This is a genomic window from Haloarcula amylovorans, assembly GCF_004681185.1.
GTDB classification, from domain to species: domain Archaea; phylum Halobacteriota; class Halobacteria; order Halobacteriales; family Haloarculaceae; genus Haloarcula; species Haloarcula amylovorans.
On sequence record NZ_SRIF01000005.1, the window covers coordinates 19,111 to 45,612 of the forward strand.

32 protein-coding genes and 2 tRNA genes are annotated in these 26,502 nt (G+C 64.1%); 20 read left to right on the plus strand and 14 right to left on the minus strand.

What is annotated here, in order from left to right; translation table 11 throughout:
* Positions 1–71 precede the first annotated feature (71 nt).
* The 6 genes from htpX (at position 72) to E4S61_RS17515 (ending at position 6,838) form a co-directional block, all read left to right on the plus strand.
* Positions 72–956: a zinc metalloprotease HtpX gene (gene htpX, locus E4S61_RS17490; RefSeq protein ID WP_135305238.1), complete on the plus strand. Its 885-nt coding sequence runs from the start codon at positions 72–74 to the stop codon at positions 954–956.
* A 267-nt stretch (positions 957–1,223) separates the two neighbouring features.
* On the plus strand, positions 1,224–3,401 hold the full coding sequence (katG, locus tag E4S61_RS17495; RefSeq protein ID WP_280663817.1) for a catalase/peroxidase HPI: 2,178 nt from the start codon (positions 1,224–1,226) through the stop codon (positions 3,399–3,401).
* A 70-nt stretch (positions 3,402–3,471) separates the two neighbouring features.
* Positions 3,472–4,089, plus strand: a complete 618-nt coding sequence (gene pspAB, locus E4S61_RS17500) for a PspA-associated protein PspAB (RefSeq protein WP_135305240.1) — start codon at positions 3,472–3,474, stop codon at positions 4,087–4,089.
* Positions 4,090–4,548, plus strand: coding sequence for a hypothetical protein (locus E4S61_RS17505; RefSeq protein ID WP_209309547.1), 459 nt, complete (start codon positions 4,090–4,092; stop codon positions 4,546–4,548).
* A 154-nt stretch (positions 4,549–4,702) separates the two neighbouring features.
* On the plus strand, positions 4,703–5,749 hold the full coding sequence (gene radA / locus E4S61_RS17510; protein ID WP_135305241.1) for a DNA repair and recombination protein RadA: 1,047 nt from the start codon (positions 4,703–4,705) through the stop codon (positions 5,747–5,749).
* Positions 5,750–5,791: 42 nt separating this feature from the next.
* Positions 5,792–6,838 carry a PAS domain-containing sensor histidine kinase gene (locus E4S61_RS17515; RefSeq protein ID WP_209309548.1) on the plus strand — a complete coding sequence of 349 codons (1,047 nt, stop codon included), beginning with the start codon at positions 5,792–5,794 and terminating at the stop codon, positions 6,836–6,838.
* A 302-nt stretch (positions 6,839–7,140) separates the two neighbouring features.
* Here E4S61_RS17515 and E4S61_RS17520 read toward each other — a convergent pair whose 3' ends face one another.
* The 3 genes from E4S61_RS17520 to E4S61_RS25555 are packed head-to-tail and all read right to left on the minus strand — an operon-like array spanning position 7,141 to position 9,439.
* The gene (locus E4S61_RS17520) at positions 7,141–8,193 is read right to left on the minus strand and encodes an aldo/keto reductase (RefSeq protein ID WP_135305242.1); all 1,053 of its coding nucleotides are present in this window, start codon (positions 8,191–8,193) and stop codon (positions 7,141–7,143) included.
* A gap of 58 nt (positions 8,194–8,251) precedes the next feature.
* Positions 8,252–9,262, minus strand: a complete 1,011-nt coding sequence (locus tag E4S61_RS17525; RefSeq protein ID WP_135305243.1) for a CPBP family intramembrane glutamic endopeptidase — start codon at positions 9,260–9,262, stop codon at positions 8,252–8,254.
* 24 nt (positions 9,263–9,286) lie between these two features.
* Positions 9,287–9,439, minus strand: coding sequence for a hypothetical protein (locus E4S61_RS25555; protein ID WP_167768554.1), 153 nt, complete (start codon positions 9,437–9,439; stop codon positions 9,287–9,289).
* Between the two features lie 64 nt (positions 9,440–9,503).
* Here E4S61_RS25555 and E4S61_RS17530 point away from each other — a divergent pair, with 64 nt between their 5' ends.
* The 6 genes from E4S61_RS17530 (at position 9,504) to E4S61_RS17555 (ending at position 13,029) form a co-directional block, all read left to right on the plus strand.
* On the plus strand, positions 9,504–10,406 hold the full coding sequence (locus tag E4S61_RS17530) for an acyltransferase (RefSeq protein ID WP_135305244.1): 903 nt from the start codon (positions 9,504–9,506) through the stop codon (positions 10,404–10,406).
* A gap of 97 nt (positions 10,407–10,503) precedes the next feature.
* A complete protein-coding gene (locus E4S61_RS17535) occupies positions 10,504–10,761 on the plus strand; it encodes a DUF7577 domain-containing protein (protein ID WP_135305245.1) in 258 nt (85 codons plus the stop codon).
* A 30-nt stretch (positions 10,762–10,791) separates the two neighbouring features.
* The gene (locus E4S61_RS17540; RefSeq protein ID WP_135305246.1) at positions 10,792–11,505 is read left to right on the plus strand and encodes an Nmad3 family putative nucleotide modification protein; all 714 of its coding nucleotides are present in this window, start codon (positions 10,792–10,794) and stop codon (positions 11,503–11,505) included.
* Between the two features lie 133 nt (positions 11,506–11,638).
* A complete protein-coding gene (locus tag E4S61_RS17545; protein WP_135305247.1) occupies positions 11,639–12,325 on the plus strand; it encodes an RAD55 family ATPase in 687 nt (228 codons plus the stop codon).
* Positions 12,322–12,732, plus strand: coding sequence for a hypothetical protein (locus E4S61_RS17550; RefSeq protein ID WP_135305248.1), 411 nt, complete (start codon positions 12,322–12,324; stop codon positions 12,730–12,732). Before E4S61_RS17545 ends, E4S61_RS17550 begins: the two co-directional genes overlap by 4 nt.
* Before the next feature lie 57 nt (positions 12,733–12,789).
* Positions 12,790–13,029, plus strand: a complete 240-nt coding sequence (locus E4S61_RS17555) for a ribbon-helix-helix domain-containing protein (protein ID WP_135305249.1) — start codon at positions 12,790–12,792, stop codon at positions 13,027–13,029.
* Between the two features lie 79 nt (positions 13,030–13,108).
* Here the strand turns inward: E4S61_RS17555 and E4S61_RS17560 are convergent, their stop codons facing one another.
* The gene (locus E4S61_RS17560; RefSeq protein ID WP_135305250.1) at positions 13,109–13,396 is read right to left on the minus strand and encodes a DUF5789 family protein; all 288 of its coding nucleotides are present in this window, start codon (positions 13,394–13,396) and stop codon (positions 13,109–13,111) included.
* 145 nt (positions 13,397–13,541) lie between these two features.
* Here E4S61_RS17560 and E4S61_RS17565 point away from each other — a divergent pair, with 145 nt between their 5' ends.
* From E4S61_RS17565 to E4S61_RS17575, 4 genes are all read left to right on the plus strand, one after another.
* Positions 13,542–14,315: a PHP domain-containing protein gene (locus tag E4S61_RS17565; RefSeq protein ID WP_135305251.1), complete on the plus strand. Its 774-nt coding sequence runs from the start codon at positions 13,542–13,544 to the stop codon at positions 14,313–14,315.
* Between the two features lie 54 nt (positions 14,316–14,369).
* Positions 14,370–14,534 carry a DUF6757 family protein gene (locus tag E4S61_RS25560; RefSeq protein WP_164509628.1) on the plus strand — a complete coding sequence of 55 codons (165 nt, stop codon included), beginning with the start codon at positions 14,370–14,372 and terminating at the stop codon, positions 14,532–14,534.
* Between the two features lie 46 nt (positions 14,535–14,580).
* Entirely contained in the window at positions 14,581–15,048 is a 468-nt protein-coding gene (locus E4S61_RS17570) for a cupin domain-containing protein (protein ID WP_135305252.1), read from the plus strand.
* A 97-nt stretch (positions 15,049–15,145) separates the two neighbouring features.
* On the plus strand, positions 15,146–15,394 hold the full coding sequence (locus E4S61_RS17575) for a DUF7533 family protein (RefSeq protein ID WP_135305253.1): 249 nt from the start codon (positions 15,146–15,148) through the stop codon (positions 15,392–15,394).
* Here the strand turns inward: E4S61_RS17575 and E4S61_RS17580 are convergent.
* Positions 15,391–16,065 (minus strand): RNA ligase partner protein, encoded by a 675-nt coding sequence (locus E4S61_RS17580; protein ID WP_135305254.1) that lies wholly within the window; start codon positions 16,063–16,065, stop codon positions 15,391–15,393. The genes E4S61_RS17575 and E4S61_RS17580 overlap by 4 nt on opposite strands.
* A 73-nt stretch (positions 16,066–16,138) precedes the next feature.
* On the opposite strand from E4S61_RS17580, the gene E4S61_RS17585 reads away from it, so the two are divergent.
* Positions 16,139–17,251, plus strand: coding sequence for an RNA ligase (locus E4S61_RS17585; protein ID WP_135305255.1), 1,113 nt, complete (start codon positions 16,139–16,141; stop codon positions 17,249–17,251).
* A 56-nt stretch (positions 17,252–17,307) separates the two neighbouring features.
* On the opposite strand, the gene E4S61_RS17590 is transcribed toward E4S61_RS17585, so the two are convergent.
* The 3 genes from E4S61_RS17590 to E4S61_RS17600 all read right to left on the minus strand — a co-directional run bounded on the left by E4S61_RS17590 (position 17,308) and on the right by E4S61_RS17600 (position 19,901).
* On the minus strand, positions 17,308–19,149 hold the full coding sequence (locus E4S61_RS17590) for a UvrD-helicase domain-containing protein (RefSeq protein WP_135305256.1): 1,842 nt from the start codon (positions 19,147–19,149) through the stop codon (positions 17,308–17,310).
* A gap of 75 nt (positions 19,150–19,224) precedes the next feature.
* Entirely contained in the window at positions 19,225–19,524 is a 300-nt protein-coding gene (locus E4S61_RS17595) for a DUF7521 family protein (protein ID WP_135305257.1), read from the minus strand.
* A gap of 26 nt (positions 19,525–19,550) precedes the next feature.
* Entirely contained in the window at positions 19,551–19,901 is a 351-nt protein-coding gene (locus E4S61_RS17600) for an ArsR/SmtB family transcription factor (RefSeq protein WP_135305258.1), read from the minus strand.
* A gap of 132 nt (positions 19,902–20,033) precedes the next feature.
* Here E4S61_RS17600 and E4S61_RS17605 point away from each other — a divergent pair, with 132 nt between their 5' ends.
* Positions 20,034–20,534 carry a PadR family transcriptional regulator gene (locus E4S61_RS17605; protein WP_135305259.1) on the plus strand — a complete coding sequence of 167 codons (501 nt, stop codon included), beginning with the start codon at positions 20,034–20,036 and terminating at the stop codon, positions 20,532–20,534.
* Between the two features lie 212 nt (positions 20,535–20,746).
* Here E4S61_RS17605 and E4S61_RS17610 read toward each other — a convergent pair whose 3' ends face one another.
* Positions 20,747–20,926, minus strand: coding sequence for an HVO_0416 family zinc finger protein (locus E4S61_RS17610; protein WP_135305260.1), 180 nt, complete (start codon positions 20,924–20,926; stop codon positions 20,747–20,749).
* Positions 20,927–21,081: 155 nt separating this feature from the next.
* Here E4S61_RS17610 and E4S61_RS17615 point away from each other — a divergent pair, with 155 nt between their 5' ends.
* Positions 21,082–21,336, plus strand: coding sequence for a hypothetical protein (locus E4S61_RS17615; protein ID WP_135305261.1), 255 nt, complete (start codon positions 21,082–21,084; stop codon positions 21,334–21,336).
* Between the two features lie 145 nt (positions 21,337–21,481).
* Here E4S61_RS17615 and E4S61_RS17620 read toward each other — a convergent pair.
* Positions 21,482–21,556: transfer RNA gene (locus E4S61_RS17620), tRNA-Ile, on the minus strand.
* 350 nt (positions 21,557–21,906) lie between these two features.
* Positions 21,907–21,979 (minus strand) — tRNA-Asn (locus tag E4S61_RS17625).
* A 96-nt stretch (positions 21,980–22,075) separates the two neighbouring features.
* Between E4S61_RS17625 and cca the strand changes: the two genes are divergently transcribed.
* The gene (gene cca / locus E4S61_RS17630) at positions 22,076–23,485 is read left to right on the plus strand and encodes a CCA tRNA nucleotidyltransferase (RefSeq protein ID WP_135305262.1); all 1,410 of its coding nucleotides are present in this window, start codon (positions 22,076–22,078) and stop codon (positions 23,483–23,485) included.
* Here the strand turns inward: cca and E4S61_RS17635 are convergent.
* From E4S61_RS17635 to E4S61_RS17645, 3 genes are read right to left on the minus strand one after another with little or no spacing between them, the layout of a single operon-like run.
* The gene (locus tag E4S61_RS17635) at positions 23,464–24,471 is read right to left on the minus strand and encodes a histone deacetylase family protein (protein ID WP_135305263.1); all 1,008 of its coding nucleotides are present in this window, start codon (positions 24,469–24,471) and stop codon (positions 23,464–23,466) included. The two genes, cca and E4S61_RS17635, sit on opposite strands and share 22 nt — an antisense overlap.
* Positions 24,472–24,909: a histone gene (locus tag E4S61_RS17640; protein WP_135305264.1), complete on the minus strand. Its 438-nt coding sequence runs from the start codon at positions 24,907–24,909 to the stop codon at positions 24,472–24,474.
* Positions 24,910–24,964: 55 nt separating this feature from the next.
* Positions 24,965–26,419, minus strand: a complete 1,455-nt coding sequence (locus tag E4S61_RS17645) for a single-stranded DNA binding protein (protein WP_135305265.1) — start codon at positions 26,417–26,419, stop codon at positions 24,965–24,967.
* Between the last annotated feature and the right edge of the window lie 83 nt (positions 26,420–26,502).

The window sequence follows — 26,502 nt, forward strand, 5'->3', positions numbered from 1 at the left end:
CCGCTCTCGTCCGTGTGTGATTCGAGAACACGATAGCGACCTTTTACCGTCTCCGCCCGCTATCTCCGCCCATGCAGTGGCAAACCGACTGGGGACTGCGCGGCCGGATGGCAGTGACCATGTTCCTGCTGTTCGCACTGTACATCGCGTTCCTCGGTTTCGTCGTCCTCTTCTTCGGCAACCGACTGTTCCCTGTCGTCATCGTGATGGCGCTGTTCCTGGGCGCACAGTTCTTCTTCAGCGACAAACTCGCGTTGTACTCGATGGGCGCACGCGAGGTCGAACCGAACGAGTATCCCGAACTCCACCGGATGGTCGAGCGCCTCTCCCAGCAGGCCGACCTGCCGAAACCGAAGGTAGCCGTCGCCGACTCGCGTACCCCGAACGCCTTCGCCACCGGCCGCTCCCAGAAGAGCGCCGCCGTCTGTGTGACGACGGGGCTGCTGAACATGCTCGACGAGGACGAACTCGAAGGCGTCGTCGCCCACGAACTTGCCCACGTCAAGAACCGTGACGTGATGGTGATGACCATCGCCTCGTTCCTCTCGACCATTGCCTTCCTCATCGTCCGCTGGGGATGGCTGTTCAGCGGCGGCCGCGACCGCGGCGGCCAGCAACAGGCCCCGGTCATCGTCGCCATCCTCGCCTCGCTCGTCGTGTGGATTGTCTCGTTCCTCCTCATCCGCGCGCTCAGTCGCTACCGCGAGTTCGCCGCCGACCGCGGCGGCGCGGCCATCACCGGCCGTCCCTCGGCGCTGGCGTCGGCGCTGATGAAGATCGACAGCGGCATGGAGAAGGTCCCGAAAGACGACCTGCGCGGCCAGTCGGAGATGAACGCCTTCTTCATCGTCCCTATCAGCGTCGGCTGGATCGGAAAGCTGTTCCGCACGCACCCGACCACCGAGAAACGCATCGAACGGCTTCGGGATTTAGAGCGGAACCTGGAGAGTCGCTGAACACAGATATCACCGCTTTCTGACAGCTCGCCGCTTGTCGTTGGCTCGACTCGCCGAGATGCCATCGTCTCGGTGCTCGAATACCCGAAATCGCCGGTTGGCGGCGATACGGAACGGCTGTAACTACATCTATAGATACTATCACCGGACGAGATTGTTCGGTCACTTTATCTGACCTCGAAGCGAAAACACGATTTCTGGCAATCGACATTTATAAACCCGGTAGATTGCTTACGATGCAGCGAAACTTCGTTTCCGAAATAGTCAATTTTAACTTGCGAAAGAGATAACTCCCTGCTGATGACCAGGTCTAATCAAGACTGGTGGCCGGATCAGTTGAACTTGGAGATCCTCGACAACAACACACGTCCCGGGGATCCAATGGACGAGGAGTTCGACTACGCCGAGGAGTTCGAGAAACTCGACTTCGAGCAGGTGAAAGCGGACATCGAGGACGTCCTGACGACGTCCCAGGAGTGGTGGCCGGCCGACTACGGCCACTACGGACCGCTGATGATTCGGATGGCGTGGCACAGCGCCGGTACGTACCGGGTCGCCGACGGTCGTGGCGGCGCGAGCCGCGCCGGGCAGCGTCTCCCTCCCCTCGACAGTTGGCCCGACAACGCGAACCTCGATAAGGCACGCCGACTGCTCTGGCCCGTCAAGCAGAAGTACGGGAAGAAGCTCTCGTGGGCCGACCTGTTGGTCCTGACGGGCAACGTCGCCCTGGAGTCTATGGGGTTCGAGACGTTCGGCTTCGGCGGCGGGCGCGAGGACGAGTACATGCCCGACGAGGCCGTCGACTGGGGGCCCGAAGACGAGATGGAGTCATCCTCCCCCGAACGCTTCGACGAGGACGGTGCCCTCAGAAATCCGCTCGGCAACACCGTGATGGGCCTCATCTACGTGAACCCCGAGGGACCGAACGGCGAACCCGACCTGGAGGGGTCGGCGAAGAACATTCGCGAGTCCTTCAGCCACATGGCGATGAACGACGAGGAGACGGTCGCGCTCATCGCCGGCGGACACACCTTCGGGAAGGTCCACGGTGCCGACGACCCCGAGTATCTCGGTCCCGAGCCCGCCGCTGCCGAGATCGAGAACCAAGGACTCGGCTGGGATAGCGACTTCGAATCCGGTCGCGGGCAAGATACGATCACCGGTGGGATAGAGGGGCCGTGGAGCAGCGCGCCGATTCAGTGGGACATGGGATACGTCGACAACCTGCTCGACCACGAGTGGGAGCCTCACAAGGGCCCCGGCGGCGCGTGGCAGTGGCGGCCGGTAGACGAGGACCTGAAGGGCACCGTTCCGGACGCCCACGACTCGTCGGAGATGGTAGATCCCATGATGCTGACGACGGACGTCGCCCTGAAGCGAGACGAGGACTACCGGGAGGTCTTAGAGAGCTTCCAGGAGGACCCCCGTAAGTTCCAGCAAGCCTTCGCGAAGGCCTGGTACAAGCTGATTCACCGCGATATGGGGCCGCCGTCCCGGCTCCTCGGCCCGGAGGTTCCCGACGAGGAGATGCTGTGGCAGGACCCGATTCCCGACGCCGACTACGGCATCGTCGGTGAGGCGGAAGTCGACGAACTGAAAGCGGAGATACGCGACTCGGAACTCTCCGTCCCCCAGCTGGTCCGGACCGCCTGGGCGTCGGCGTCGACGTACCGCGACAGCGACAAGCGCGGCGGTGCCAACGGCGCTCGGATCCGCCTCCGGCCGCAGCGGGACTGGGAGGTGAACAACCCGGAGGAGCTGACGACCGTACTCGACACCTTCGAAGAGATACGAGAAGCGTTCAATAGCTCGCGTTCTGACGGGACGAAAGTCTCGCTCGCCGACCTCATCGTCCTCGGCGGCAACGTCGCTGTCGAGCAGGCGGCGGCAGACGCTGGGTACGACGTCGACGTTCCGTTCGAACCGGGCCGCACGGACGCCTCGCAGGAACAGACCGACGTCGAGTCCTTCGAGGCGCTCAAACCGGACGCAGACGGGTTCCGGAACTACCGTTCCGACGAGGCTGACGAACGGGCCGAAGAGCTACTGGTCGATAAGGCGGAACTCCTCGACCTGACGGTTCCCGAGATGACGGTTCTCGTCGGCGGAATGCGGGCGCTCGACGCGAACTACGACGGGTCGGACCTCGGCGTCTTCACCGACCGGCCGGGAACGCTGACCAACGACTTCTTCGTGAACCTGCTCAGCATGGACACGGAGTGGGAGTCGGCCGACGAGGACGAGTACGTGTTCGAGGGGTACGACCGCGACACGGGCGAGGTCGTCCAGAAGGGGACTCGCTTCGACCTCGTCTTCGGGTCGAACGCTCGGCTCCGAGCCGTTGCAGAGGTCTACGGCAGCGACGATGGGGAAGAGAAGTTCGTGCAGGACTTCGTGGACGCTTGGCACAAAGTGATGACCCACGACCGCTTCGACCTCGAATAGTCCGCCCCGTCGTCCGTCTCCCACGGACGGACGAAAACGACCTTACCCACGGCCCGCATTGTGCCGGTATATGGGACTGCTGGACGGACTCAAGAGCGTCCTCGGCGTGAAAGCCGAGGCCGACGCGACCCGGGACGCCGACCCGGAGGACCTCTTCGGCATGTCGACGGCGTACATCACGATGGAGGCCGACCTCGGCTACGCGCCGACCGGCGACGCCGCCCTCTGTTTTGGCGACGTGGACAGTACGGACTTCCAGGACGCGAAAGACGAAGTGGAGACCATCCTCGACGCGGGGGAGGCAGAGACCGGAACGAACGCCGAGTTCACGCGGGACAGCCACGGCTATCAGTGGGTCGTCCTCCACGACGACGACTTCGAAGACCTGGTGACCTCGATTCACTTCGCGGCCGACACGCTCATCGAGCGACGGTACGGCTCTCGGCTGCTCGCTGCACTCTTTGGCTTCGAAGACGAACGAAGCGGGCAACTGGTCTACTGGGTGTACTCCTTCCGCCGGGGAGCGTACTACCCGTTCGCGCCCGACCCCGACCGAGATCACGAACGGGACACGACTGCGGAGTTCAAACTTGAGAGCAACTTAGACGGGGAACTAACCGTCGAGGGGGACAAGGAGTTCTGGTATCCCCTCTGGCCCGACCGCCCCGGCGAGCACCCCTGGGAGTAGATGTCCGACGATACACCGGCCGACGACACGCCGTCGGTCTACGCCCATCTCCGACCGGCGGCGGGCGAGTATCCAAGCGGTATCTATCGCGTCGTCGGCACCGACGGGGACGGGGTGACGCTCTTGCGCGTGGCCGACGCCGACGACCGGCGGGTGGACACGGGCGAACTCTACCGCGTTCCGACCGCCGACCGCTCGGCGTTCGAACCGGCCGAGAACCCCGACGGCAACCGCTCGGCGACGGCCACCATGCGCGCGTCGCTGGATCGCCTCTACTGGTCGGCGCGGGTATTCGTCCAGTCACTGGCGGCCCATCCCATCGCGTCGACCATCGCTCTCGCGCTGTTTCTGGCCGGCGAGTTCGGACAGGGTGCCCTCTCGCTCTCGCCGCTCGCGGCCAGCGCGCTGATTATCGTCGGCGGGCTCTCGCTCGTCTACATCGGGAGCGGTCGTTTCTGAGCGATATCCTCCAGACCTGATTCCGCCCCGCATCTCGCGCCTTCACTCCTAAATGTCCCGATACCCGACCAATCTACCCCGCCGCAGCCCCGCAGTTTCACTTTCACTACGGTGTTAACGGGGGTTTATATGCCACCGGGCGTAATCCACGTCCATGTCCGCAAGTGAAGACCTAGAGGACCTCCCGGGCGTCGGCCCGGCCACAGCAGAGAAACTCAAAGAGAACGGCTTCGACTCCTATCAGGGAATCGCCGTCGCCTCCCCTGGCGAACTGTCGAACACGGCCGACATCGGTGAGTCTTCAGCTGCCGACATCATCAACGCCGCCCGCGACGCCGCCGACATCGGCGGATTCGAGACCGGGGCCACCGTTCTCGAACGCCGCGAGCAGATCGGCAAGCTCTCGTGGGGCGTCGACGAGGTCGACGAACTGCTCGGCGGCGGCGTCGAGACCCAGTCCATCACCGAAGTGTACGGCGAGTTCGGGGCCGGGAAGTCCCAGGTAACGCACCAGTTGGCCGTCAATGTCCAACTGCCCGCCGAACACGGTGGCCTGGAAGGGAGTACCATCTTCATCGACTCCGAGGACACCTTCCGCCCCGAGCGTATTGAGCAGATGCTCAAGGGCCAGGACGACGAGGTACTCGCCGACATGATGGAACTCCACGGCGTCGCCGAGGAGGGCGAGGCCGACCCCACCAACGAGGCCCTGCTAGACGACCTCCTGGAGTCGGTGCTGGACAAGATCCACGTCGCCAAGGCGTTCAACTCCAACCACCAGATTCTCCTCGCCGAGAAGGCCCAGGAGATCGCCAGCGAGACCCAGGACGAGGAGTTCCCCGTGCGACTGCTCGCCGTCGACTCGCTGACCGCCCACTTCCGCGCCGAGTACGTCGGCCGTGGCGAACTGGCCGAACGCCAGCAGAAGCTCAACAAGCACCTCCACGACCTGATGCGCGTCGGCGACCTGAACAACACCGCCGTCGTCGTCACCAACCAGGTGGCCTCGAACCCCGATTCGTTCTTCGGCGACCCGACCCAGCCCATCGGTGGCAACATCCTCGGCCACACCTCCACGTTCCGCATGTACCTCCGGAAGTCCAAGGGGAACAAGCGGATCGTCAAACTGGTCGACGCGCCGAACCTGCCCGACGGTGAAGGCGTCATGCGCGTCGAAGAAGGCGGCCTGATGAACGAGTAGCGGGGTAACGGCTTTTTATGTTCGCGCCCGTATCTCACGAGAGTGAGCGACGACGAGGCGGCTGAACGCGTCCGCATCGCCACCAGAGTCTTCGACGAGTTCCCGCATCAGGTCGCTGTCATCGACGACGAAGGCGTCATCCGTGCGACCAACCGCGCGTGGGAGACGTTCGGCATCGAGAACGACGTGGGCGTCGAAGCCGACATGGTCGGCGAGAACTACCTCGCGGTCTGTCGCGCAGGCGAGGACGAGGACTCGGCGACTGCCGCCGAGGGTATCAGCGCCGTCATCGACGGTCGGGAAGACGAGTTCTCCTTCGAGTATCCGTGTCACGGACCCGCCGGGAAACGCTGGTTCACGATGCGGGCGACGCCGTTCGAGTTCGAGGGGGAGACGCTCGTCCTGGTCGTTCACACGGACATCACCGACCGTCACCGCGCCGAGGCCGATGTCGCCGAGCGAAACGAGACCCTGGAGATGGTCGCCGGTATCCTCAGCCACGACCTGCGAAACCCGCTCTCGGTGGCGACGGCACGCACGGAACTGATGCAGGAGACGAGCGACGAGGACGGAGACGACGACCTCGCCGCTATCGAACGCTCGCTCGAACGGATGCGCGACATTATCGACGACGCACTGCTCATCGCTCGTCAGACCGGCCCCGATGCGGTGGTCACCGTCGACCTCGGCGCGTGCGCCGAACGGGCCTGGGAACAGGTCGCCACCGGCAACGCGACACTCCTCGTCGAGGGAGACGCGACCGTCGAGGCAGACGAGACGCTGCTGGCGCAACTGCTGGAGAACCTCTTTCGGAACGCGGTGGAGCACGGCGGCGACGACGTGACCGTCACCGTCTCGCCGCGCGAGGACGGCTTCGTCGTCGCCGACGACGGTCCCGGAATCCCCGAGAGCGAGCGCGACGCCGTCTTCGAGTCGGGCTACACGACCAATCAGGACGACGGCGGCACCGGACTGGGTCTCGCCATCGTCAGTCGAATCGCGGACGTACACGGCTGGTCGGTCGAAGTGGCCGACGGACCGGACGGTGGTGCGGCGTTCGTCGTCTGGGGCGTCGCCGTCGACCGATGACGCGGCCGCCTCCTGACTCGCTTCTTTCCGAACGACTCTTTGTGACGTGGCCCCGTGGCCCGCACCCCCTCGTTTCGTGTCGAACCCGCTCCCGTCCGGCGTCTATCGTCCGTCTGACGAACCGGAGTGAAAGTAAACCGCTAGCCGACAAACCGCCGGACTGCGAGCTATCTCCTGTGGAAGCCGGGGGGTCCGGGAGAAAATCACACGACGACGTTTGATTCACGCGGTTGAGCGAGGGATCGCTCCTCGGTTGGGAATCTCGGGTCGTTTCGTTCGACGGGCGGAAACGACCTACAGCGTCAGTCGCCAGCGGACTTCATGCCGGTGCCGTCTAAGTCCTCGCCGCCGACGGAGGAGCGAAGCGCGTCCATCCCGTCGTCGCGATCGATGCCGAAGTTGTCGGCGTAGAGGTCCTGGACGCGCTCGAACTCCTCGTCGCTGAGCGGCGGCGTATCGGGCGCGGCGGCCCACTCGTCGATGTCGGCGTTCGTCCGGAACGTCGGCGTGACTGACGCCACTTCGTCGTGGGCCAGCAACCACTGGATGGCGGCCTGTCCCATCGTCCGTTCGCCGTCCCGTTCGAGGAATCGAATGGTCTCGACTTTCTCCCACCCGGTCTCGTACCACTGGGTCGGGCGGTGCGAGCGGTGGTCGCCATCGCCGAGTTCGGTGTCGGGAGTGACCTGCTCGTTCAGGAGACCCGAGGAGTGGGGGACGCGAGCGAGGACGGAGGTGTCGGCGTTCTGCTCGCGGATGGTGTCGATGAAGTGCTGTCCCGGGGTCTGCTCGAAGAGGTTGAACACGGTCTGGAGCGCGTCGAACTCGTTGGCGACGGCGGCGTCGCCATCGGCCAGCCAGCCGATGGAGGGGCCGAGCGCCCAGCCGATGGCCTCGACTTTCCCTTCCTCGCGGAGTTCGTCGAGGGTCTCTAAGACGTCCTCGTCCACCTCGCCGACGTTGGCGTTGTGGAGCATCAGCAGTTCGACGTGGTCCATACCGAGACGGTCGAGCGAGCGGTCGAAGGCGGTGCGGATCCACTCGGGCGTGAGCTTCTTCGGCAGTTCGCCGTGACCGGCCTGCGGATTGTTGTAGAAGTCGTACCCGACCTTCGTGGAGACGGTCACTTCGTCGCGGACCTCGGCCAGCGCCTCGCCGATAATCTCCTCGCTGTCTCCGTGGCCATAGACGTCGCCGGTGTCGAAGAAGGTCACGTCCTCGTCGACGGCGTGGTGGACCATCTCGACGGCGTCCTCGCGGGTGCGGTCGCCCCACCAGTCCGTCCCGACGACCCACGCACCGAAGCCGACTTCCGAGACTTCGACGCTCGTGTTCCCCAGCGTATCGTACTTCATGTTCGCGCGTTCGGTGTCGCTGCACTTATCGGCCGCGGTTCTCGCTTCGCACTCCCACTCACTGCCCGCCGCGCGTCCGGATCCGGAGGTCGGGCGTCGCGATGGCCTCCAGAATCTCGACGGTGCCGTACTCGCGGCGAACCCACCAGCTCAGCGCCGCCGCGCCGACGACGAGCAGCGGCAGCGCGATGAGGCCGCCTTCCGGACCGAAGGAGCCGCCGGTCACCAGCGCCGGACCGGACGAGCGGGTCCCGAGCAGGGCGGCACCGGTCGCGAGGCCGCTAACCGGAAAACTCCACAGCGAGAGCGTGTAGTTCCACGCGACGTGAAAGCCGCAGGCGATCCCCAGCCGGCCGGTGAGGACGTAACAGGCACCCAGCAAGATACCGTAGAGCGTGATGTTCAGGGTACTGAGCAGCGAGGCGCTCGGGTTGGTCCAGTGGAGGACGCCGAACAGCGCGCCGGTGGCGACGGTGGCGGCGACGACCGAGCGCCACTTCCCGAGTGTGCCGGCGAGTCCCTCCGCGAGGTTCGTCAGGAGGTAGCCTCGAACCAGTATCTCCTCGGTCGTTGCCTGTACGAGAAAGAAGGCCGCGAGCAGCGCCAGTCGGACCACCGCGTCGGTCGTCCCGAACGGGAACTGCTCGCTCGGACTCGCCACGAGGACGCCGGTGACGACGGTGAATCCGACGGCGACCTGTACAAGGAGGACGAGCGTCGGCAGACCAAAGCCGAGCGCGACGCCGAACCCAGCGTCTCGCCACCACTGTCGGTCGGGGAACAGCCCGTAGTCCGCTATCGTTCGTCGGTCGAGCAGATAGCCGATACCGATCCCACCGATCGACAGCGCGATGAATCCCCATATTTGCTCGGCGACGGCATAGAGGGTTGGTGTGAGTCCAGTCGCGCGCTCAGGGGCGGGGACGACCCCGAAGAGGGCACTGAGGACGATGACGACGAATCCGGCAGCGAACAGCCAGACGACGACGCGCCAGGGCGTTCGCAACCGTCGCTCTTCGGGGTTGACGAGATAGCCCCGAACCTCCATGATGAAGTCCGACCTGACCATGCCGATTCGTCGGCCGGCGGCGGTTTATACTGTGTCCTCGCCGACCGTCGCGGCGTCGACCGGGCCCCCGGGCGGTCGGCGAGGCCGATGGCGGCCCAGTGTCCGTCGAACGACGACCCACGGCAACGCCAGCGGGTCGTGCGGGTCTAATCGCTCGACGCGACCGGTCGGTGTCATCGGCGCTACCCCCTTACCGATTGGTAAGGAAACTCCTATTGTCCGTGCGGTCATCCGACGGCACATGACCAAGCGCCACGTATCGCTTCCGCCGCTCGCCGAAGATGGTCTCCGGGCGTTCTTAGACGAAGTCGACGAACGCCTCTCCGGCGAGGAAGACACCTGCGACGTGGTCGAAGACGTTCTTATCGACCTCCACGGCGATCGCGACGCGTACGAACGCTGGCAGTCTGGTGAGGACATCTCCCCTGCCGAACGCGTCCGCCTACAGGGGTACGATCCCTGCAATACGACCTTAGAGAGCGAGTACTACGCCGAGAAGGACGAGGAGAAGTTCAAGCACTCGAAACACCTCCAGTGGCTCTGGCGGCAGTTCGATGCGACGCCGATGGCCGACAACGTCGAGTTCGCGCTCCGATTCCGGCAGATGCTGGCAGATCACCTCTTCGAGTCCTGTGGCGACGGCTGCCGATTCTTCAAGGGAATCACGTTCACCTACGGGCACAACATCGAGATCGGTGACAACGTCGTCGTCCACGACGACGTCCACTTAGACGACCGCGGGAAGCTCACCATCGGCGACCGCGTCTCCATCTCCGACGATACCCACATCTACAGCCACGACCACGACGCGGTCGATCAGACCCACATCGACAACTTCCACACCATCGTCGAAGACGACGTCCGGCTTACCTACGACTCGATGGTTCGCGCGGGCGTCCGTGTCGGCGAGAACGCCATCCTCGCCGCGAAGTCCATCGCCGGGAAGGACATTCCTGCCCACCACATCGCCGCTGGCACTCCCGCGAAGTCCATCGCCGTCAAGGACGGATGGGAGTCGGTCGCTGACCCCCTCGAAGATGCGAACGAAGACCGGCGCGCGGAGCGGGGCATCGAATACGAGCTGCCGGAGGGGATGGACGACTTCGACGAGTTCAAACGCGATCTCCACCCACCGGACCGCTGACAGAGCCGCACCGAGGCGTGCCGTTCTCTCCCGACGTGGTATCACTTCTGATACTGTAACCCAAACACAAAAATAGAAGTTCGTGCGACGTACTGGCATGAACGTCTGGGCGTGGCTCACCGCGTACGTCGTCGGCTTCGGCCTGTTGCAGGTGTTGCTGTATCAGTACGTCCAGACGACCGACCCAACGCCGGAGCGTGCGGCGGGGGCGGTGAACGGTGCCGGAAGCAGCGCAGGCGGTGACCCGACGCGATACGACGAAGAGAGCGTCGTCCACTGCCGCCACTGCGGCGCGGCCAACGAGTCTCACCTGATGCTCCGGTACTGCGGGACCTGCACCGAGTCGCTCCGGTAGCTCTTTTGCCGGCGGAGACGACCCTCAATCATGCGGAGCGTCGCCATCAACGTCGGAGCCAACACCAACGAACCGGGGTTTCGCGGCCCGCTCTCCCCCGACGGCACCTTCGAGTACATCCCGATTCCGGAAGCGAAGCCCACTGCCGACTCGGTCCCGACCTACGCCGACCTCGGCTTGGCAACCGACGTGAGCGGCGTCGCCGACCGGCCGGTCCACTTCGACCCGGAGTTCCCCGAGGCCGGGGGCGAGCGCTACACCTACGGTGACGAACACGGCGTCAAGGCCCGTCCGCTCTCGGCCCTCGCTGCGGGTGACTACCTCTTTTTCTACGCCACGCTCACGACCACCGGCGACTCGCCCGCGTGGGCACCCGAACGGTGGGGTGCGTACGTTATCGGCCACTTTCGTCTGGCGCGCGACCCGGTGACCGGCGAAGCATATTGCGACCTCTCCCAGACGGAACAGGCCGTCTTCGACTCGAACGCTCACGTCAAGCGCGCCGAGTTCGATGCGGAGGTGTTGCTACTGGGCGACCCCGGCGGCTCGTGTCTCTACGAGACGGTGGTCCCACTCTCCCGGCCGAGCGGCGGGACGGACGCCAACTGGTTGGTCACCGACCGCTCCTCGGATTCGGGGAAAGGACCGTGGTGGCGACGACCGATGCGCTTCGACGAGAACGGGACGGAGACCCTGCTGTCGCTCGTCGACGAGCACCCGCGGGCAGTCGCGGACCAGCAGTAGCGGCCGCTGCGTCATCGAGGAGCCCCGTCGGACACGACCACCTCGGCTGTTGCCCAGCGAGGGAGCCGATTAGGTTATCACGGGTGAAAACAGAGCACCAAGACATATGTCGAGACGCGCGTATGCTGGTGATATGCGAATATCGAGTGGGGTTCCCGGCTTCGATGACTTAGTGCAGGGCGGCTTGCTTCCGGACCGCCTGTACGTGGTCAGCGGGCCGCCCGGAAGCGGCAAGACGACGTTCTGCTCACAGTTCATCACACGGGGTGCCAAGGAAGGCGATACGTGCCTCTACGTGACGATGCACGAGACGAAGTCGGAGCTGATGCAGGACATGGCGGGCTACGAGTTCGGTTTCGACCGGGCGATGCAGTCCGACGCCGTCCAGTTTCTCAACCTCGTCACCGAGAGCGGCAAGCGCACCATCACGCAGTTCGGGACCGAGGGCGGCCTGACGAATCGGTTGGTCGCCTACATCGAACAGAACGACATCCAGCGGGTGATCATCGACTCGACGATGCTGCTCCAGCACTTCATGAACGATGTGGATAGCGAGATTACGGGCTTTCTCTCGGCGCTGAAACAGACCGACGCGACGACGCTGCTCATCTCCGAGATGACTGACCCATCCTCGTACAGCGACGAGCACTATCTTGCCCACGGCGTCATCTTCTTCCACAACTTCCTGGAGGGAGGGAGCATGACCCGCGGCGTGCAGGTCATCAAGATGCGCGGGACGGCAATCGACTGTGACATCCGGCAGATATCCTTCAGCGACCGTGGACTGCAGGTCCACGCGGAGACGAAGGTCGAGACATGAGCCGTTACGAACGCGAGTTCGAGACCGACTGGAAGACACTCGAAAAGGACGCCGCCACCGACCGCGCCTACGCCATCGGCGTCGCCGAGCGCCTCGGGGAGTACAATCGGGAGGAACTGGAAGCCATCTACGTCGAGATGGACTCGGCGTACCATCGGAGCATGGTCGAGCTGGCGTACGACGAGGGGCGAAACGAGGCCAAGACGGCCGCGAAAAGCGCTGACGGCGACCACGACGCCGTCTGGGCGCAACTGGTCGAAGGCGAAACGATCGTCGTAGACGAAACCGATCTTCCGACCGGGGGCCGCGATGGGCTGCCCGAAGCGCTCGAACCCTCGGAACTACTCGACCGACAGAACGTCGACAGCACCGAGGCAGTAGACCGACCTGATTTCTTAGAGCGGTAGGGTTCGACCGTCGCTTCGGCAACAGCGTTATACGTTCGACCGGATAAGCCGGCTCACATGAGCCGAATCAAGGTGTCACTGCCCGATCAAGTCGACTCCGACATCGACCGCCTCGTCGAACAAGGCGAGTTCATCAACCGCGATCAGGCCGTCGAGGAACTCCTCTCGCGAGGCATCTCCGCGTACAACACGACGACCGAAGACGATACCACTGATGTCGACGACGAGATGTTCGGCCAGACGACGAACGAACAGCAGGACCCGGCGATGCAGGACGACGACGAGTTCGGCTTCTGAAGCCGTCGCTTGCGCCGCCGCTACTCACGACTTGCATCAAAAAACGATAGCTGGGACCGAGCTGAGCGACGTGCGTCGCTCAGAACGAGACTTCTTCCGGGCCGTCCTCGCCCATGCAGACGGGGTCGCGGTCCGAGTAGCCCTTGCGGCCGATGGCCTTGCTGGAGAGACCTGCGCACGCCGTCAGTCGTGCATCTTCCGCGCTCTCGAACGTTTCCGGGGCCGAGCGACTGAGCGCGTCGGCGACCGTCTCGGTGCCGTTGGGCAGCTCCAGTGTGACGTCGCCGTCGGCCTCGATCAGTTCTTCGGTGGTCATCGGGTACTCGTGTGCTTCGAACGCCTCCGCCGCGTCGGTCATCATTCGCATATCACGGTAAAGTGGATGGTCGATAATAAACCTTCACTATTTATGATGTTAATATACCTTAATGCGTTTAATGGACATGGGGGAGGCGCTACCACGGCCCACAACCAGGGAGAAGGCGCTTGTGGCTGGGCGGGAATCGCTTCGTATGGTTGTCGCGGACCTCCACGTACATACCACGCGCTCGGATGGCACGCTTACCTTGGAGACGCTTCCCGACGCCGCGCGTCGGGCAAGCGTCGAGACCGTCGCCGTCACCGATCACGACCGGATCAACCCTGAACTCGACGGACCGATAACGACACGCGACGGTATCGACGTCGTCCACGGGATCGAGTTGCGCGTCGAGACTGACGACCAGCGCCTCGATCTCTTGGGATACGGCGTCGAGCCGACCGCCGAACTGATCGCCGAGTGCGACCGCATCCAGCAGAACCGGCAGGAACGGGGCCAGCGCATCATCGACTGCGTCGAGGACCGACTGGACGTCTCGCTGCCGGTCGAACCCCGCGAGGGACTCGGCCGCCCGCACATCGCGCGCGCTATCGATGAGGCGTCCGAATACGGCTACAAGGAGGCGTTCGAGCAACTCATCGGCGACGGCTGTCCGTGTTACGTCGCCCGCGACGTGCCGTCCTTCGAGCGGGGTCGGGAGTTGCTCACCGACGCCTGTGGGCTAGTCGGACTTGCCCACCCCTTCCGCTGCCCCGACACCGAGGCCGCGTTGGCCCGCTGTAAGTCACTTTCCGCCGTCGAACGATGGTATCCGTACGACCAGTCGGTCGACACTGAACGTCTCGAAGCGGCGATCGAGCGCTACGACCTCGTGCCGACCGGCGGCAGCGACGCCCACGACGAGACGCTCGGGAAGGCGGGTCTCGACGCGGCAGCGTGGGAGCGAGTTCGCGCGGCAATCGTCTGACGGCCGGCAGACGCAATGCGAGGGTTCAATGCGCCAGAGCCACAACTAGGGAGTATGCAGTGTCACTACTGCGACGACGACGCTGACCTCGCCGTCGAGAGCGACGGTGTGAAAGTCGGAGTCTGCAAGACGCACTTCCGCGAGCAGATGGCCGAACTCGAAGACGCCGAGTGGCTCGAAGAACTCGACGAGGAACTCGACATCGACCGACGGGAGTAACGCGTCGCCGCCCAACGTTTTGTCGCTGGCGTTCCCAGTCTCGGACATGGAGAAGGTCAGCGTCGACGCCGTCGATTCGCGCATGGGTCCCGCCGACGTCAAGCGCTCGCTGTCGAACGCGCTCGACACCAGCGATCTCGCGGTCAACTACTACGAACTCGCACCCGGCGAGACGTTCGGGCTGGGGTATCACCAGCATCCCAATCAGGAGGAACTCTTCTACGTGCAGAGAGGGACGGCCACTTTCGAGACCGAGGACGGCGATATCCCGGTCGGGCCGGACGAGGCCATCCGCTTCGCGCCCGGCGAGTGGCAACTCGGGCGCAACGCTAGCGACGAGCGGGTGGTCGCACTGGCACTGGGCGCGCCGAAAGACACCAGCGAGACGGAGATGGTCCGCCACTGCGAGTCCTGCGGTGAGCGCACCGAACAGCGCGTCGAGATGACCGACGACCGCGATGCGCTCGTGACGCGCTGTGTGAATTGCGACGAGGAGACCGGTCGGTTCACGTAGCCGCTACCGCTCGCTGTTCGAAAAACGAGGGACTCGGCGTCACCGACCGCGCTTCGGTCCCGCGAGGCTTTTATCTCGGAGGCGCGAACGAGGGGCAATGGCACAGGGCATTCTCGACACCATCGGCCTGATGGCGGTCGTCGTTCTCGCCGTTCCCATCGCGCTGTTCGGTGCCGAACACCTCGTCCGCGGCGAGTTGCTGGCCGGCGGCGTCTATCTCGGCATCGCGGCGCTGATGATCGCCATCGAGCAGTACCTCACGACGCCGACGGATATCCCGGGGATGGTCGCGGAGAAGACCGTCGGTGCCGTCGTCAAAACCGAGGACCCGACCGAGGAGGACTAGCGCTCGTCACGCCAGCGGTCGGGGTCGTCGGCCGCCAGATACTCCGTCAGTAACGCCGGGAAATTTCTGCCTTCGAGATAGCGCAGTCCGAAGTCTTCCGCCCAGTTGATGATGCCCTTGTCTTCTGTGACGACGCCGGCGTCGAGTTCCTTCGCCAGGATGAGCAAGTCGAAGTCCTCCCGGGAGTCGAGGACGCCCTGCCTGAGCGTCTCGCGGTACTCGTCGCGCAGTTCCGAGATGACCTTATCCACTTCGGTCATGTGGTCGTGTTCTTCGACGGTCTCGGCGCGGGACTCCTCGGCCTTGCGGACGGCCTTCTCGGAGACGCGCAGGCCGCGGTCGACGCGGTCGGACATCTCGTCGATGAACGTATAGACGTGGTCGGCCGGCACCATCACCTCGTGGTGGGCCGGGGCCTTCGTGATGACCCACGTGTCCAGTTTCATCAGCACCGCCTCGTCGACGCCGCGACTCTCTAGCATCTGCGTTAGCTCCGTCTTGATGGAGGGCGGCATGTAACAGGAGATGTTGTGTATCTGCTTGGCCGCCGCGATGAGTTCGAGTAAGTCTCGGCAGGCCGCCTCGACGTCTTGGTCCGGACCGCGTATCTCCGTCGTGAGAAACAGCGACGTATCGAGGACGAACCGTTGTTTGAGCGGGCGGTCGACCATATGCGTGGTACGGTGTCTATACAGAAATGATTGCTGTGCGAGAGCTTTAGTCGGTACGAGAACAATTTCGGCTATGGCCCGGGACTGGGCGGCAGTGTTCGACCTCGACACCGACGCCGAGGACTTACTGGAACACTTCGACCGCGCGTGGTTCCGCGGGCGGCCGTATCGGTATCTCACGGACGCCCGTCACGGCGTCGAACGAGGCACCGCCATCTTCGACGACGTAGTCGTCCGGGGCTACCCCTCGATTCCCCGCGCTCTCGTGTTGGAACCCGCAGTCGAGGCACATTTTGCGGGGCCGATCGCCGTCGAAGAGAAACTCGACGGCTACAACGTCCGTATCGCCCGCATCGACGGCGACCTGTTGGCCCTCACACGGAGCGGGTTCGCCTGTCCGTACACCACTGCGAAAGTCGAGGAACTGCTCGACTTCGCCGACTTCTTCGCCGACTATCCGGAGCAGATGCTCTGTGGCGAACTGGTCGGCCCGGAGAATCCCTATACGGAACACGACTACCCGGAGATCGAAGAAGCGGCGTTCTCCGTCTTCGACATTCGCCATCGGGAGACCGGCGATCCGATGGCCGTCCCCCGCCGCCGCGAGTGCTGTGCCGAGTACGAGCTAGCCGCCGTCAGCCACTACGGAACGTTCGCGCCCGAGACGGCCGCCGAAGCGGCCATCGAGACGGTTCGTGACCTCGACGTGCGGGGTCGGGAGGGCGTCGTCCTCAAATCCGTCGACGGCGAGCGAGCGCTGAAATACACCACCAGCGCCATCCATCGGTCAGACCTCGAACACGCTTTCGGCCTCCCGTTCGACTACGGCCGGGACTTCCTCTTCACCCGCGTCGTGCGCGAGGCATTTCAGACGGTGGAGTTCGACGAGTCTCCCGAGGAAGCCCGCGAACGGGCGCGGAAACTGGGCGAATCGATTCTGCTACCTGCTGTCGAAACTATCCGGGCCGTCGAGGCGGGCGACTCGGTCGGCGACACCCACACCGTCCGCGCCGACCCTGCCGTCGTCGAGGCGTTGCTGTCGTACTTCCGCGATAAGGGGCTGAAACTGGCCGTCGAGCGCGACGAGCGAGAAGACGACCAGCGAGTAGTCGAATTTACCAAAATCGCCCGCTCGACGCGGGACAAGACGGCGTACTACCTTGGCGGCGGGACGGTCGACGAGTGAACGAGTGGGTGAGAACGCGGTCGGTACTGAGATGGGAGAGGGAGCGAAGTGTCGGCTCAGTCGGCGACGATGGTCCCGCCGGCCTCGTCGAGCAGTTCGTCGATGGAGCGCTCGCTCGGTGCGTTCTCCAGTAGCACGTCGATGGGTAGGGTCGGCGCGCCGTCGACGAGGTTCTCCATCAGCACGAGCCGTTCACGCGCCCGTGACATCCCGACGTAGAAGACGCGGCGTTCGTTGTCGGTCAGGGTCGGGACCGGGCTGGTGTGTTTCGTGAACTCGTCGATGCCGGGGATGTCGATGCCCTGCTGGTCGACCGTCGCGGCCATCTGCTCGACCACCTTTTCGGTGAGATCCGTCCCGACGAAGACGTGGTCGGCCTCGCGACCCTTCGCGGAGTGGATGGTCCCCAGCCGAACCCGGCCGGCGTCCATCCCGCGGTAGTCGCCTTTGAAGTAGGCGTCGACGCTGCGCTGTTGGAAGTTGGTCACCTTCCGGAGCATGTCGCCCGCGGACGCGTCGTCGGGGACGAACGGGACGTGGTCGGTGACGACGTCGGGTTCGATCTCGATCTCGGCGATGTCGTCGGCCTCGTGGGCGTCTTCGATGTCCTCGAGGGTGTCGAAGAAGTCGTCGCGCTCGCCGGTGCCGAACGCGGAGTCGACGAGCATGTCGGCGAGTCGGCGCGCTTCGAGTACCGAGAGCGGTTCGTCGTCTTGGATGGCTTCGACAGCGTTGACGTACTGGCTGAGGCGGTCGGTCCACATCCGCTGGTCGGTCAGACAGGAGAAGGGGATGCCGTCGTCGATGAACTCGTCGATGAACTGGAACATCTGATAGCGCGCACGGAACAGCACCATCACGGTCTCCTCGGACTGCTCGATCGTGCCCTTGACGTTGCGCGCGAGGTCGAACATCGAGGGGTTCTGGACCGCCTCGACGCGGCCGCCCTCCTTGCGCGGATTGAGGTCTTTTTCCTGGCGCTTCTCGATGTGGCGCACCTCGCGGTTGACGACGTTTAGAATGCGCGAGGGGAGTCGGTAGGAGTTGGGCAGGATCTCGTCCTGCGTAACGTCCTCTTCTAAGAGGAGGTCGGGGTCCGCGCCCTGCCACGCGTAGACGACCTGGTCGTCGTCGCCGGCGATGAGGACCCGCTTCATGTGGGGTTTCCACTCCTCGTAGACGTCGTACTGCAGCGTCGTGATGTCCTGGAACTCGTCGATGATGAGATAGTCGACGTTGGGGAGCAGCGAGCGCTGGGCGACCCGTTCGAGCATGTCCGCGAAGCCGATGACGTCGTTGTCGCCCTTGTAGGTGCGCCAGCCGCGGATGGCGTTGGGCACGTCCACCCGGTCGTCGTCGGTGGGCCACGTCGGCGTGTACTTGTTGCCCGTCTGTGCGTTGTCGTCGATTTCTGGAGGCAGCCGGACCTCCTCTTCGTCCCACTTGAAGGGGACGTCGTACCAGTCGGCCACGTCGCGGCGGGTCCGCTGAAGCCACTGGCTCGTCGCGATAATCTTGTTCCCGAGCGTCGTCGACCGAGCCGAACGCCGCCGGGAGCCTTCGTACTCGTCCTCGTAATCGATGCCGAACTGGTCGCAGAACTCCTCCTTGTCGTCTTCGCCGACCACGTCGCCGCGCGAGAGGTTCAACAGTTCGTACGCCTTCGCGTGCATCGTACAGACGTTCCCCCGCAGGGAGCGCGGTGAGATGTCCAGCCGTTCGGCCAGTCGTTCACGAATCTCGGCGGCCGCGGCCCGCGTGTAGGAGACGACCAGCACGTCGCGGAAGTCGACGTCGTCGTCTTCGAGTATCTCCTCGACACGGTCCAGTAGCGCCGTCGTCTTCCCGCTTCCCGGCCCACCGAACAGGCGGACGACCTCGGTGGTCGAATCAGTCATTGCACCTATACTAGGCCCCCGACGCAATAAACCACGTGCTTTGGAAGGCGACGGAAAATCGCCGCAATTTCCGGACTATCGGTACAGCGAGACGTACAACATCGCGAAGCCGATGATGAAGGGGATCGTCTCGGCCATCTGAAAGAACACCTGCTCGAACGGGTTCACTTCGCCGGCGCTCAGCTGCGTGATGACGCTGGTGATCGCGACGCCCATGCTGATAAAGGCGAAGCCGACGAACGCGTACTGCAGCCGTTCTGAAGGACGTTTGCGGTAGGCCTGAAAACTGATGAGCGTGATGCCGAGCGTCAGCCCGAACACGACCATCCGCATCAGTACGAGCGCCCCACGGGCGATCGCGACGCCGTCAGTCATCGTATCGGGACACCTCTCTCATCGGTTCACTCCGGGTTCAGTTCGTCCCATAGCTGGCTGAACCGGTCCGGCAGGTTCTCTTCGCGGTAGATCCTGACCTTGTACTCTTCGTCTTCCAGCGAGATGACGGTTGACTCGAAGTTCGACTCGTACACCTTGTAGTGGTTGCCGTCGTCCGCGATGAGCGTCCGGTCGGTAATCAGGTCGTACTCGTCGAGCAGTTCGATTCGCCGATACACCGTCGGTAACGAGAGGTCACACGTCTCTGCGAGTTCTTTCGCCGAATGCGGCTGGCGGCTGATTGCCGCCAGTACCCGGCGAGCGTGCTGGTCCCCGATAGTGTCGAGAATCTCCTCGATGCTCTCGTCCTCTGCCACTGTTGATTCGTTCGCGGCAGGTCACATAAGCGTTTTCGAGCGCGGGGGTTGTTTCACGCTCCGAAAACACTGGTAGGTTTATATGCTGGTATCGCCAGTACGGTCGAGTGCGGATTCCGTTCAGGTGAAATGATGTCTGGAGACAACCTCCGTCGCGTGACGACGGGCAAGACGATGGGCGATCGACCCGACGAGCGACTGACCCCCCTCGAAACGGTCGACGACCCACGAGCGAACAGTAGTACTGCCAGTCGTGACGCTATCCCGGAGTCACTGTTGACTTCGGTCATCGACGACGTCGCTGACGGTGACCTCGCCGTCGACGACGGGCTCGTAACTCAGAGTCTGGACGAAATCTTACTCGCGCTGATCGCGTTGTCTGACGGTGGCACGCACGGGACTGGTCTCATGGACGACCTCTCGCAGCTCTTCGATGCGCAACTGAGTCCGGGGACCGTCTATCCGCGTCTGCACGACCTCGAAGCGGACGGGACGCTCACGATGCACGAACTGGTACAGACGAAGCAGTACCTGATCGAAGACGCCGCTGACGCAGAGGCACAGATCGAACAAGCGGCGTACCGGCATCTGCTCGTCGGGATGTTCCTGCGCGCGTCGCTCGACGCACTGTAAGTCTCGCCCTCTCTTTCCCTTTCCTCGGTCACGGCCGACCACTGACCCCGGTCGGCCCGCGACCGCCTTCACGGTCGAGTCATTGACTGACCGGCTAGACGGACGAGACTCTCGACAGTACAGCGCCGTCGCTACGTAGTACTGCTCACGACGCCGACAGCCGCGTCGCTGTCCGGTCGTCGCAGGAAAAACCGATTACCCCATGTCCCCGTTCAGTTTACCGGTGTCCACCCACACACCGAGCACTCGCTCGCGGCCGTCTCGTGAATACCGCCACAGTCAGGGCACTGTTTCTTGTTGTAGCTCTCCTCCCAGCCGGTCTCCTCGACGTCGTGACCGCGCTGTGAGAGGAAGTCGTCGAACATGTCGTCACCACTCGGGGTGGTAGCCATACATGCTATGGTATAGCACAACAGTATATAGAGATACCGGTAGTGAGAAACGTTGCCACGAAACCGCCGACGACCGGTTCACAGTGCTGTCACGTCCTGAGAAGCGATTCGACCGATACCGAGAACTACTTACGAATGGCTTGGAATCTCCCGGTATGCCCTCTATTCGACCGTTCATCGACTCCGCGACGGGCGAACTGAAGACGACGCAGTTGCTCCAAGAAGCGTTGCCACTCGCGAAGCTCATCGCGCTGTTCGTCGGCATCGCGCTCGTCCCCTACGCGCTCGCCTTTTTCGCGTTCGGCAGTTCGGCTCTCGGTGCCCTGTTCTCCGTACTCGGCCAGTTCGTCCTCGCCGTCGGAACCGGGATCGTACTCATGTACTGTGTTGCCCGCGGAATGCACCTCTAATCGGTCGGTAAACAGACCCCTGAACGCTTCACGGGGGCGGTACTTTGCGGCCGTTTTCGATGACGACGTTTCTGCCGCCGCGAGCTTTAGAATGGTAGTCCGTAGCCGCCGGATTGTTTCGGTCACGAAACGGGCAGAAGTTGGATGGGCCCTGCCGGATTTGAACCAGCGCTCAATCGGTTATGAGCCGATCGCTTTAACCAGACTAAGCTAAGGGCCCTCGTGGGTTGATTCTCGATTCCACGTCTTTAGCCTGTCGGGTCCGCGTCGGTGGGTTCGGGGCCGGCATCGCGTGTTCGAGCCTGTCGAAACACGGCTTCGTGGGCGACAGCGTTCGGAGCCGACGCTCCTCACGAGTTATCGTCCGCAGAAATGCACGCCACCGCCAGGGCTCGAACAGGTGCGAGACGGTCGCCCTCGCTCCACTCGGGCGCTGCGACTCGCGTGTTCGAGCCCTGCGTATCCCGCTTTCACGATTCGCTGCAGACTCGCTTCGCTCGTCAGATAGCGAACCGAGAGGAGCGCCGTAAGCAGACGCTGTCTGCTAGCCATGAATTTCACAGAAATACACGCCACCGCCAGGGCTCGAACCTGGGACAACCTGGGTAACAACCAGGTGCTCTACCAACTGAGCTACGGCGGCTTGCTCGCACCCGTTTGTAACCAGAGTTGGTAATTAGGGCTTTCGTTTCTGATTCCCATCGACACGCTTTCACGCACTCTCCGAGAACGGCCGGACATGAGCGACGAGTTCGACGCCGTCGTCGAGCGGGTCCGAGTGCAGGCCTCGCCCGATGCCGATGAACGCGAGCGGTTACAGCGGGCAGCCGAGACGGTGATGGAGCGGGCGCGCGAAGCCGTCGCCGCGCTCCCGGTCGAGGCCGAAGTGATACAGGTCGGGTCGACGGCGCGGGAGACGTGGACTGCCGGCGATCGCGACGTGGACGTCTTCGTCGCCTTTCCGCCGGAGTTGCCCCGAGAGACGTTGGAGGAGTACGGGCTGGAGGTTGGCCACGCAGTGTTGCCCGACGGACGCGAGGAGTACGCCGAGCATCCCTACGTCGTCGGCGAATGCGAGGGCTACGACGTCGATCTCGTGCCGTGTTACGCCGTCGAGGACGCGACGGCCATCCAGTCGGCCGTCGACCGGACGCCGTTTCACACCCGTTACCTCGAATCTCGACTGGACGACGAGCTCGCGGGGGAAATACGGGTCACCAAGCAGTTCCTGAAGGGCATCGGCGTCTACGGAAGCAACCTCCGAACTCGGGGCTTTTCGGGCTATCTGACGGAGCTACTGGTACTGGAGTACGGCGGCTTCCGTCCACTCCTCGACGCGGCCGCCGACTGGCATCCGCCGGTCAAGTTCGACCCCGAAGACCACGGCCGGGCGTCTTTCGACGACCCATTGGTGGTCATCGACCCGACCGACCCCGAGCGAAACGTCGCTGCGGTGTGTTCGGCGACCAACGTCGCCCGGTTCCAGCACTACGCACGCGACTTGCTGGCTGACCCGCGAATCGCCCTCTTCGAGGCGAGCGAGCCGATGCCCTACGAGGCCGCCACCGTCGCAGAAGCACTTGATCGCCGCCAGACGACGCCGGTCGCGCTTCGATTTTCGGCTCCCGACGTCGTCGAAGACCAGCTTTGGCCTCAACTGCGGAAATCGCTGGCCAGCCTTACCGACGAACTCGACCGCCGCGGGTTCGATGTCATCCGATCTGCGGCGTTCGCCACCGACGCTACCGAGCGGACAGACGGTCCTGAGAGCGAAGTGACGGCAGACGACGGCGCCGAAGCCGTGCTCTTTGCGGAACTCGAAGTCGCCGAACGGCCGGCCGTCGTCCGCCACGATGGACCGCCGGTTCACGTCCGCCAGCACGCGACCGGCTTTTACGAGAAGTACGCCGACGACCCCAAGGTGACCGGTCCCTACGTCGACGGCGACCGCTACGTCGTCGAGCGGTCACGCGAGTTCGAGACAGCGACGGCGTTTCTCCACAGCGACGCCGTCTTCGACGTGAGCCTCGGTCCCCACGTCGAGTCGGCGCTCGAATCGGGCCACGAAGTGCTCGTCGGCGACGACGTCACAGAACTCGCTGATACCTTCGGCGTTCAACTGGCCCGTTACTTCGACCCGAAGCCCTGAGCCTCGACCCGGTCGAGGACCTCGCGGGCGTCCTCGCTCACGTCGTCGTCAGGTTCCATCGGGGTGTAGCCGTCGAACACCTCGTGGACCGTCGTCACCGAATCGGAGAGCGTATCCAGTCCGTAGCCGCCTTCGAGAACGAATGCCAGGCCCGCCTTGCAGTCTCTCGCGAGGTCGCGCATCCGCGCGGCCATCGCACCGTACCCCTCCGTGCTCACGCGCATCCGCGAGATGGGGTCGTGTTCGTGTGCGTCGAAGCCCGCGCTCACGATGAGGACATCGGGGTCGTAGTCCTCGATAGCCGGTGCGACGGCCTCGTCGATAGCCGCGAGGTAGTCCGCGGTGTCGGCACCGGGCTGGTACTTCACGTTGAGGTTGGCCTCCGAACCGTCGCCCTCGCCCGTTTCGTCGATAGCTCCCGTCCCGGGGTAGAGCCCGTCTTCGTGGATGGAGGCGTAGAACACGTCGCCGCGGTCGTAGAAGATGTCCTGCGTGCCGTTGCCGTGATGGACGTCCCAGTCGAAGATGGCGACTCGTTCGGCGTCGTTTTCGAGGGCCGCCTGTGCGGCGACGGCGGCGTTGTTGATGAAACAGAATCCCATCGCGTCGGCTGTGACGGCGTGGTGGCCCGGTGGTCGGCCGAGTGCAAAGGGCGTATCGCGGTCGGCGACGGCTGGCCCGGAGACCTCGGCGGCCCAGACCGCCAGCCCGGCCGAGGCGAGCGCGGCGTCCCACGTCGCCTCGACGGCGACGGTGTCGGCGTCCCAGTTGCCGCCGCCGTCGGCACAGAACTCCCGAAACGACTCGACGTAGTCTGCGTCGTGAACCGCCTGAACGAGGTCTAAATCGGCGTCGTTGGCGGCCACGTACTCGACGCCGTGGCGCTCCTTGAGTGCGCGCCGAACTGCCCGAAGACGGTCGGGACTCTCTGGATGGCGCGGGCCGGTGTCGTGGTCTAAGCAGACTTCGCGGTAGCCGAAGTTCATTCAGTAGTACTGCGCGAGTTCGAAGTAGGTCTCGACATCCGCCGCTTTCACCGTCCGGCGGTCGGCGTGGCGGGCGAGGTCAGCGGCGGCGGCAGCCACGTCGTCGGCGAACGACTCTAAGATGTCGGCCAGTGCGACGCGGGCGTCCATCGCTACGCGGTAGTCGTCGTCGATGTCGAGTCGTGCGATGCGGTCGATGGGAGCGACGGGCAGTTCCAGCCGGTCCTTGTCGGGGGAGCGTGCGACGCCGAAGTCCGAGGGCATCAGCGTCTTTCGCCCGTCGGCAGTCGCTTCCTCGGCGGCGACGACTGCCAGTTCGGCTCCCCGTTCCTGAATCCGGCGCGCCAGTTCCTCTGCCGCGCCGGCACTCACTCGCAATCCGCCCGCATTCCGGCGGATAACGGTGTCCACCGGTGCGAACGGCAGCTCGACGCTCATACCCACAATCGGGAGTGTTGCGGCCTTAAGAGTTTCCGTAGCGGTGCTCCTCCGCTCAAAACACGTCGTCGGCGTCGAGTCGGCCGTCATCCAGCAGCCCGCGAACGGTAATCTCTTGACCCAACTGAACGTGTTCGCTCGTCTCGACGCTCATCGTCTCTTCGCCGTTATCGAGTACCACGGGGTCGCCGGTCTGGACGACGGTGCCGGTGAACTCTACCTGTTCGGCGGCCTGTGCGCCCCCACCTGTAGTATCGCTGTCCGACCCGCTCCCGGTCGTCGCTGTGGTACTCGCCGACGACGTTCCGCTTTCAGCGCTTTCGCCGCCGTCGCTACCGAACGACGAGAGGCCAGCGTGTTCGTCGTCGCCCGCTTCGTCGGCGGGCGTCGTCCCGACGCTCGCGGCGTCGTCGAGAACGACGACGGAGGAGGCCCAGTTGGCCGACGCCTCCTTGTCGTCCTGCCAGCCGTCTTGAATCTCCACGTCGGCGGCCAGTACCTCGTCACCCGGCGCGATCTCCTTATCAGCCTTGTCACCCCACAGCGCCACGCGGATATCACCGGTGGCGTCCTGAAGCCGGATATTTCGGACCTGTCCCTCGCTGCCGTCGTCGCGGTCGAACGTCCGGACAGGGTCGGTCGAGCGCACGACGCCCGCGATGTCGACCGTCTCGTCTATCTCGACGCGCTCGATGGGGTCGGCATCGGGTTCGAAGGCCACAGAGTCCTCGACCTCGTCGACGGCCCCATCGTCGCCGACGTGTAGCTCCAGAGAGCCGTCGCGCTCGCGGACGTAGCCGTCGACCACCTCGACGGCTGTGCCGGGGTCAATCTCCTCGGCTCGGTCGGCTTGGTCGTCCCACAGCGTCACCCGAATCCGTCCGGTTTCGTCGCCGAGCAACAGGTTCGAGACGCGACCCTCGCTGCCGTCGTCGCGGTCGAACGTCCGGATCGTGTCGGTGTCGAGGACCAATCCGCGAAGGTTCACGTCGGACTGCCCCATCGTCAGCGACTCGGCGGTCGCGCCCTCGCCGGGTTCGATATCGATGGTCGCGTCGTCGTCGGGTTCAGCCTTGTCGACTGAGACTTCGAGGCCGTTGTAACCGTCCTGTGGCCGCCCCTTCACCCGGAGCACGTCGCCCACTTCGAGGCTTCCCTCGTCGATGTCGACGGCCTGGCCGTCCCAGAAGGCCAGTCGGACGCTCGCGGTCTCGTCGGCAGCGTCGACGTTGATGACCCGGCCGTCCTCGTCCTCGCCGTCGCGTTCGAAGGTTCGCAACTCGCCGATAGCCATCACCTTCGCGATGAACTTCGCCTCGTCCATCCCCGGCTCGATGTCGGCGACGGTCTCGACCTCGCCCTCGTTGAGTTCGTGGGCCAGCAACATCGCGGCCGTCTCCTCGTCCGCGAGGCCACCCATCTGTTCGACCTTCTCCTCGACGGCCTCCCGAAACTCCTCCTCGGAGACATCCGTCTCTAGGTCGCCGTAAATGTCCTCTATCGCACCCATCTATCTATGGGACGCAGGGATGGGGCGCGCTTAAGCGTTGTCGTTGGTCGAGCGAGCCGCTGCCGTCTGTCGGTTTCGTCGCT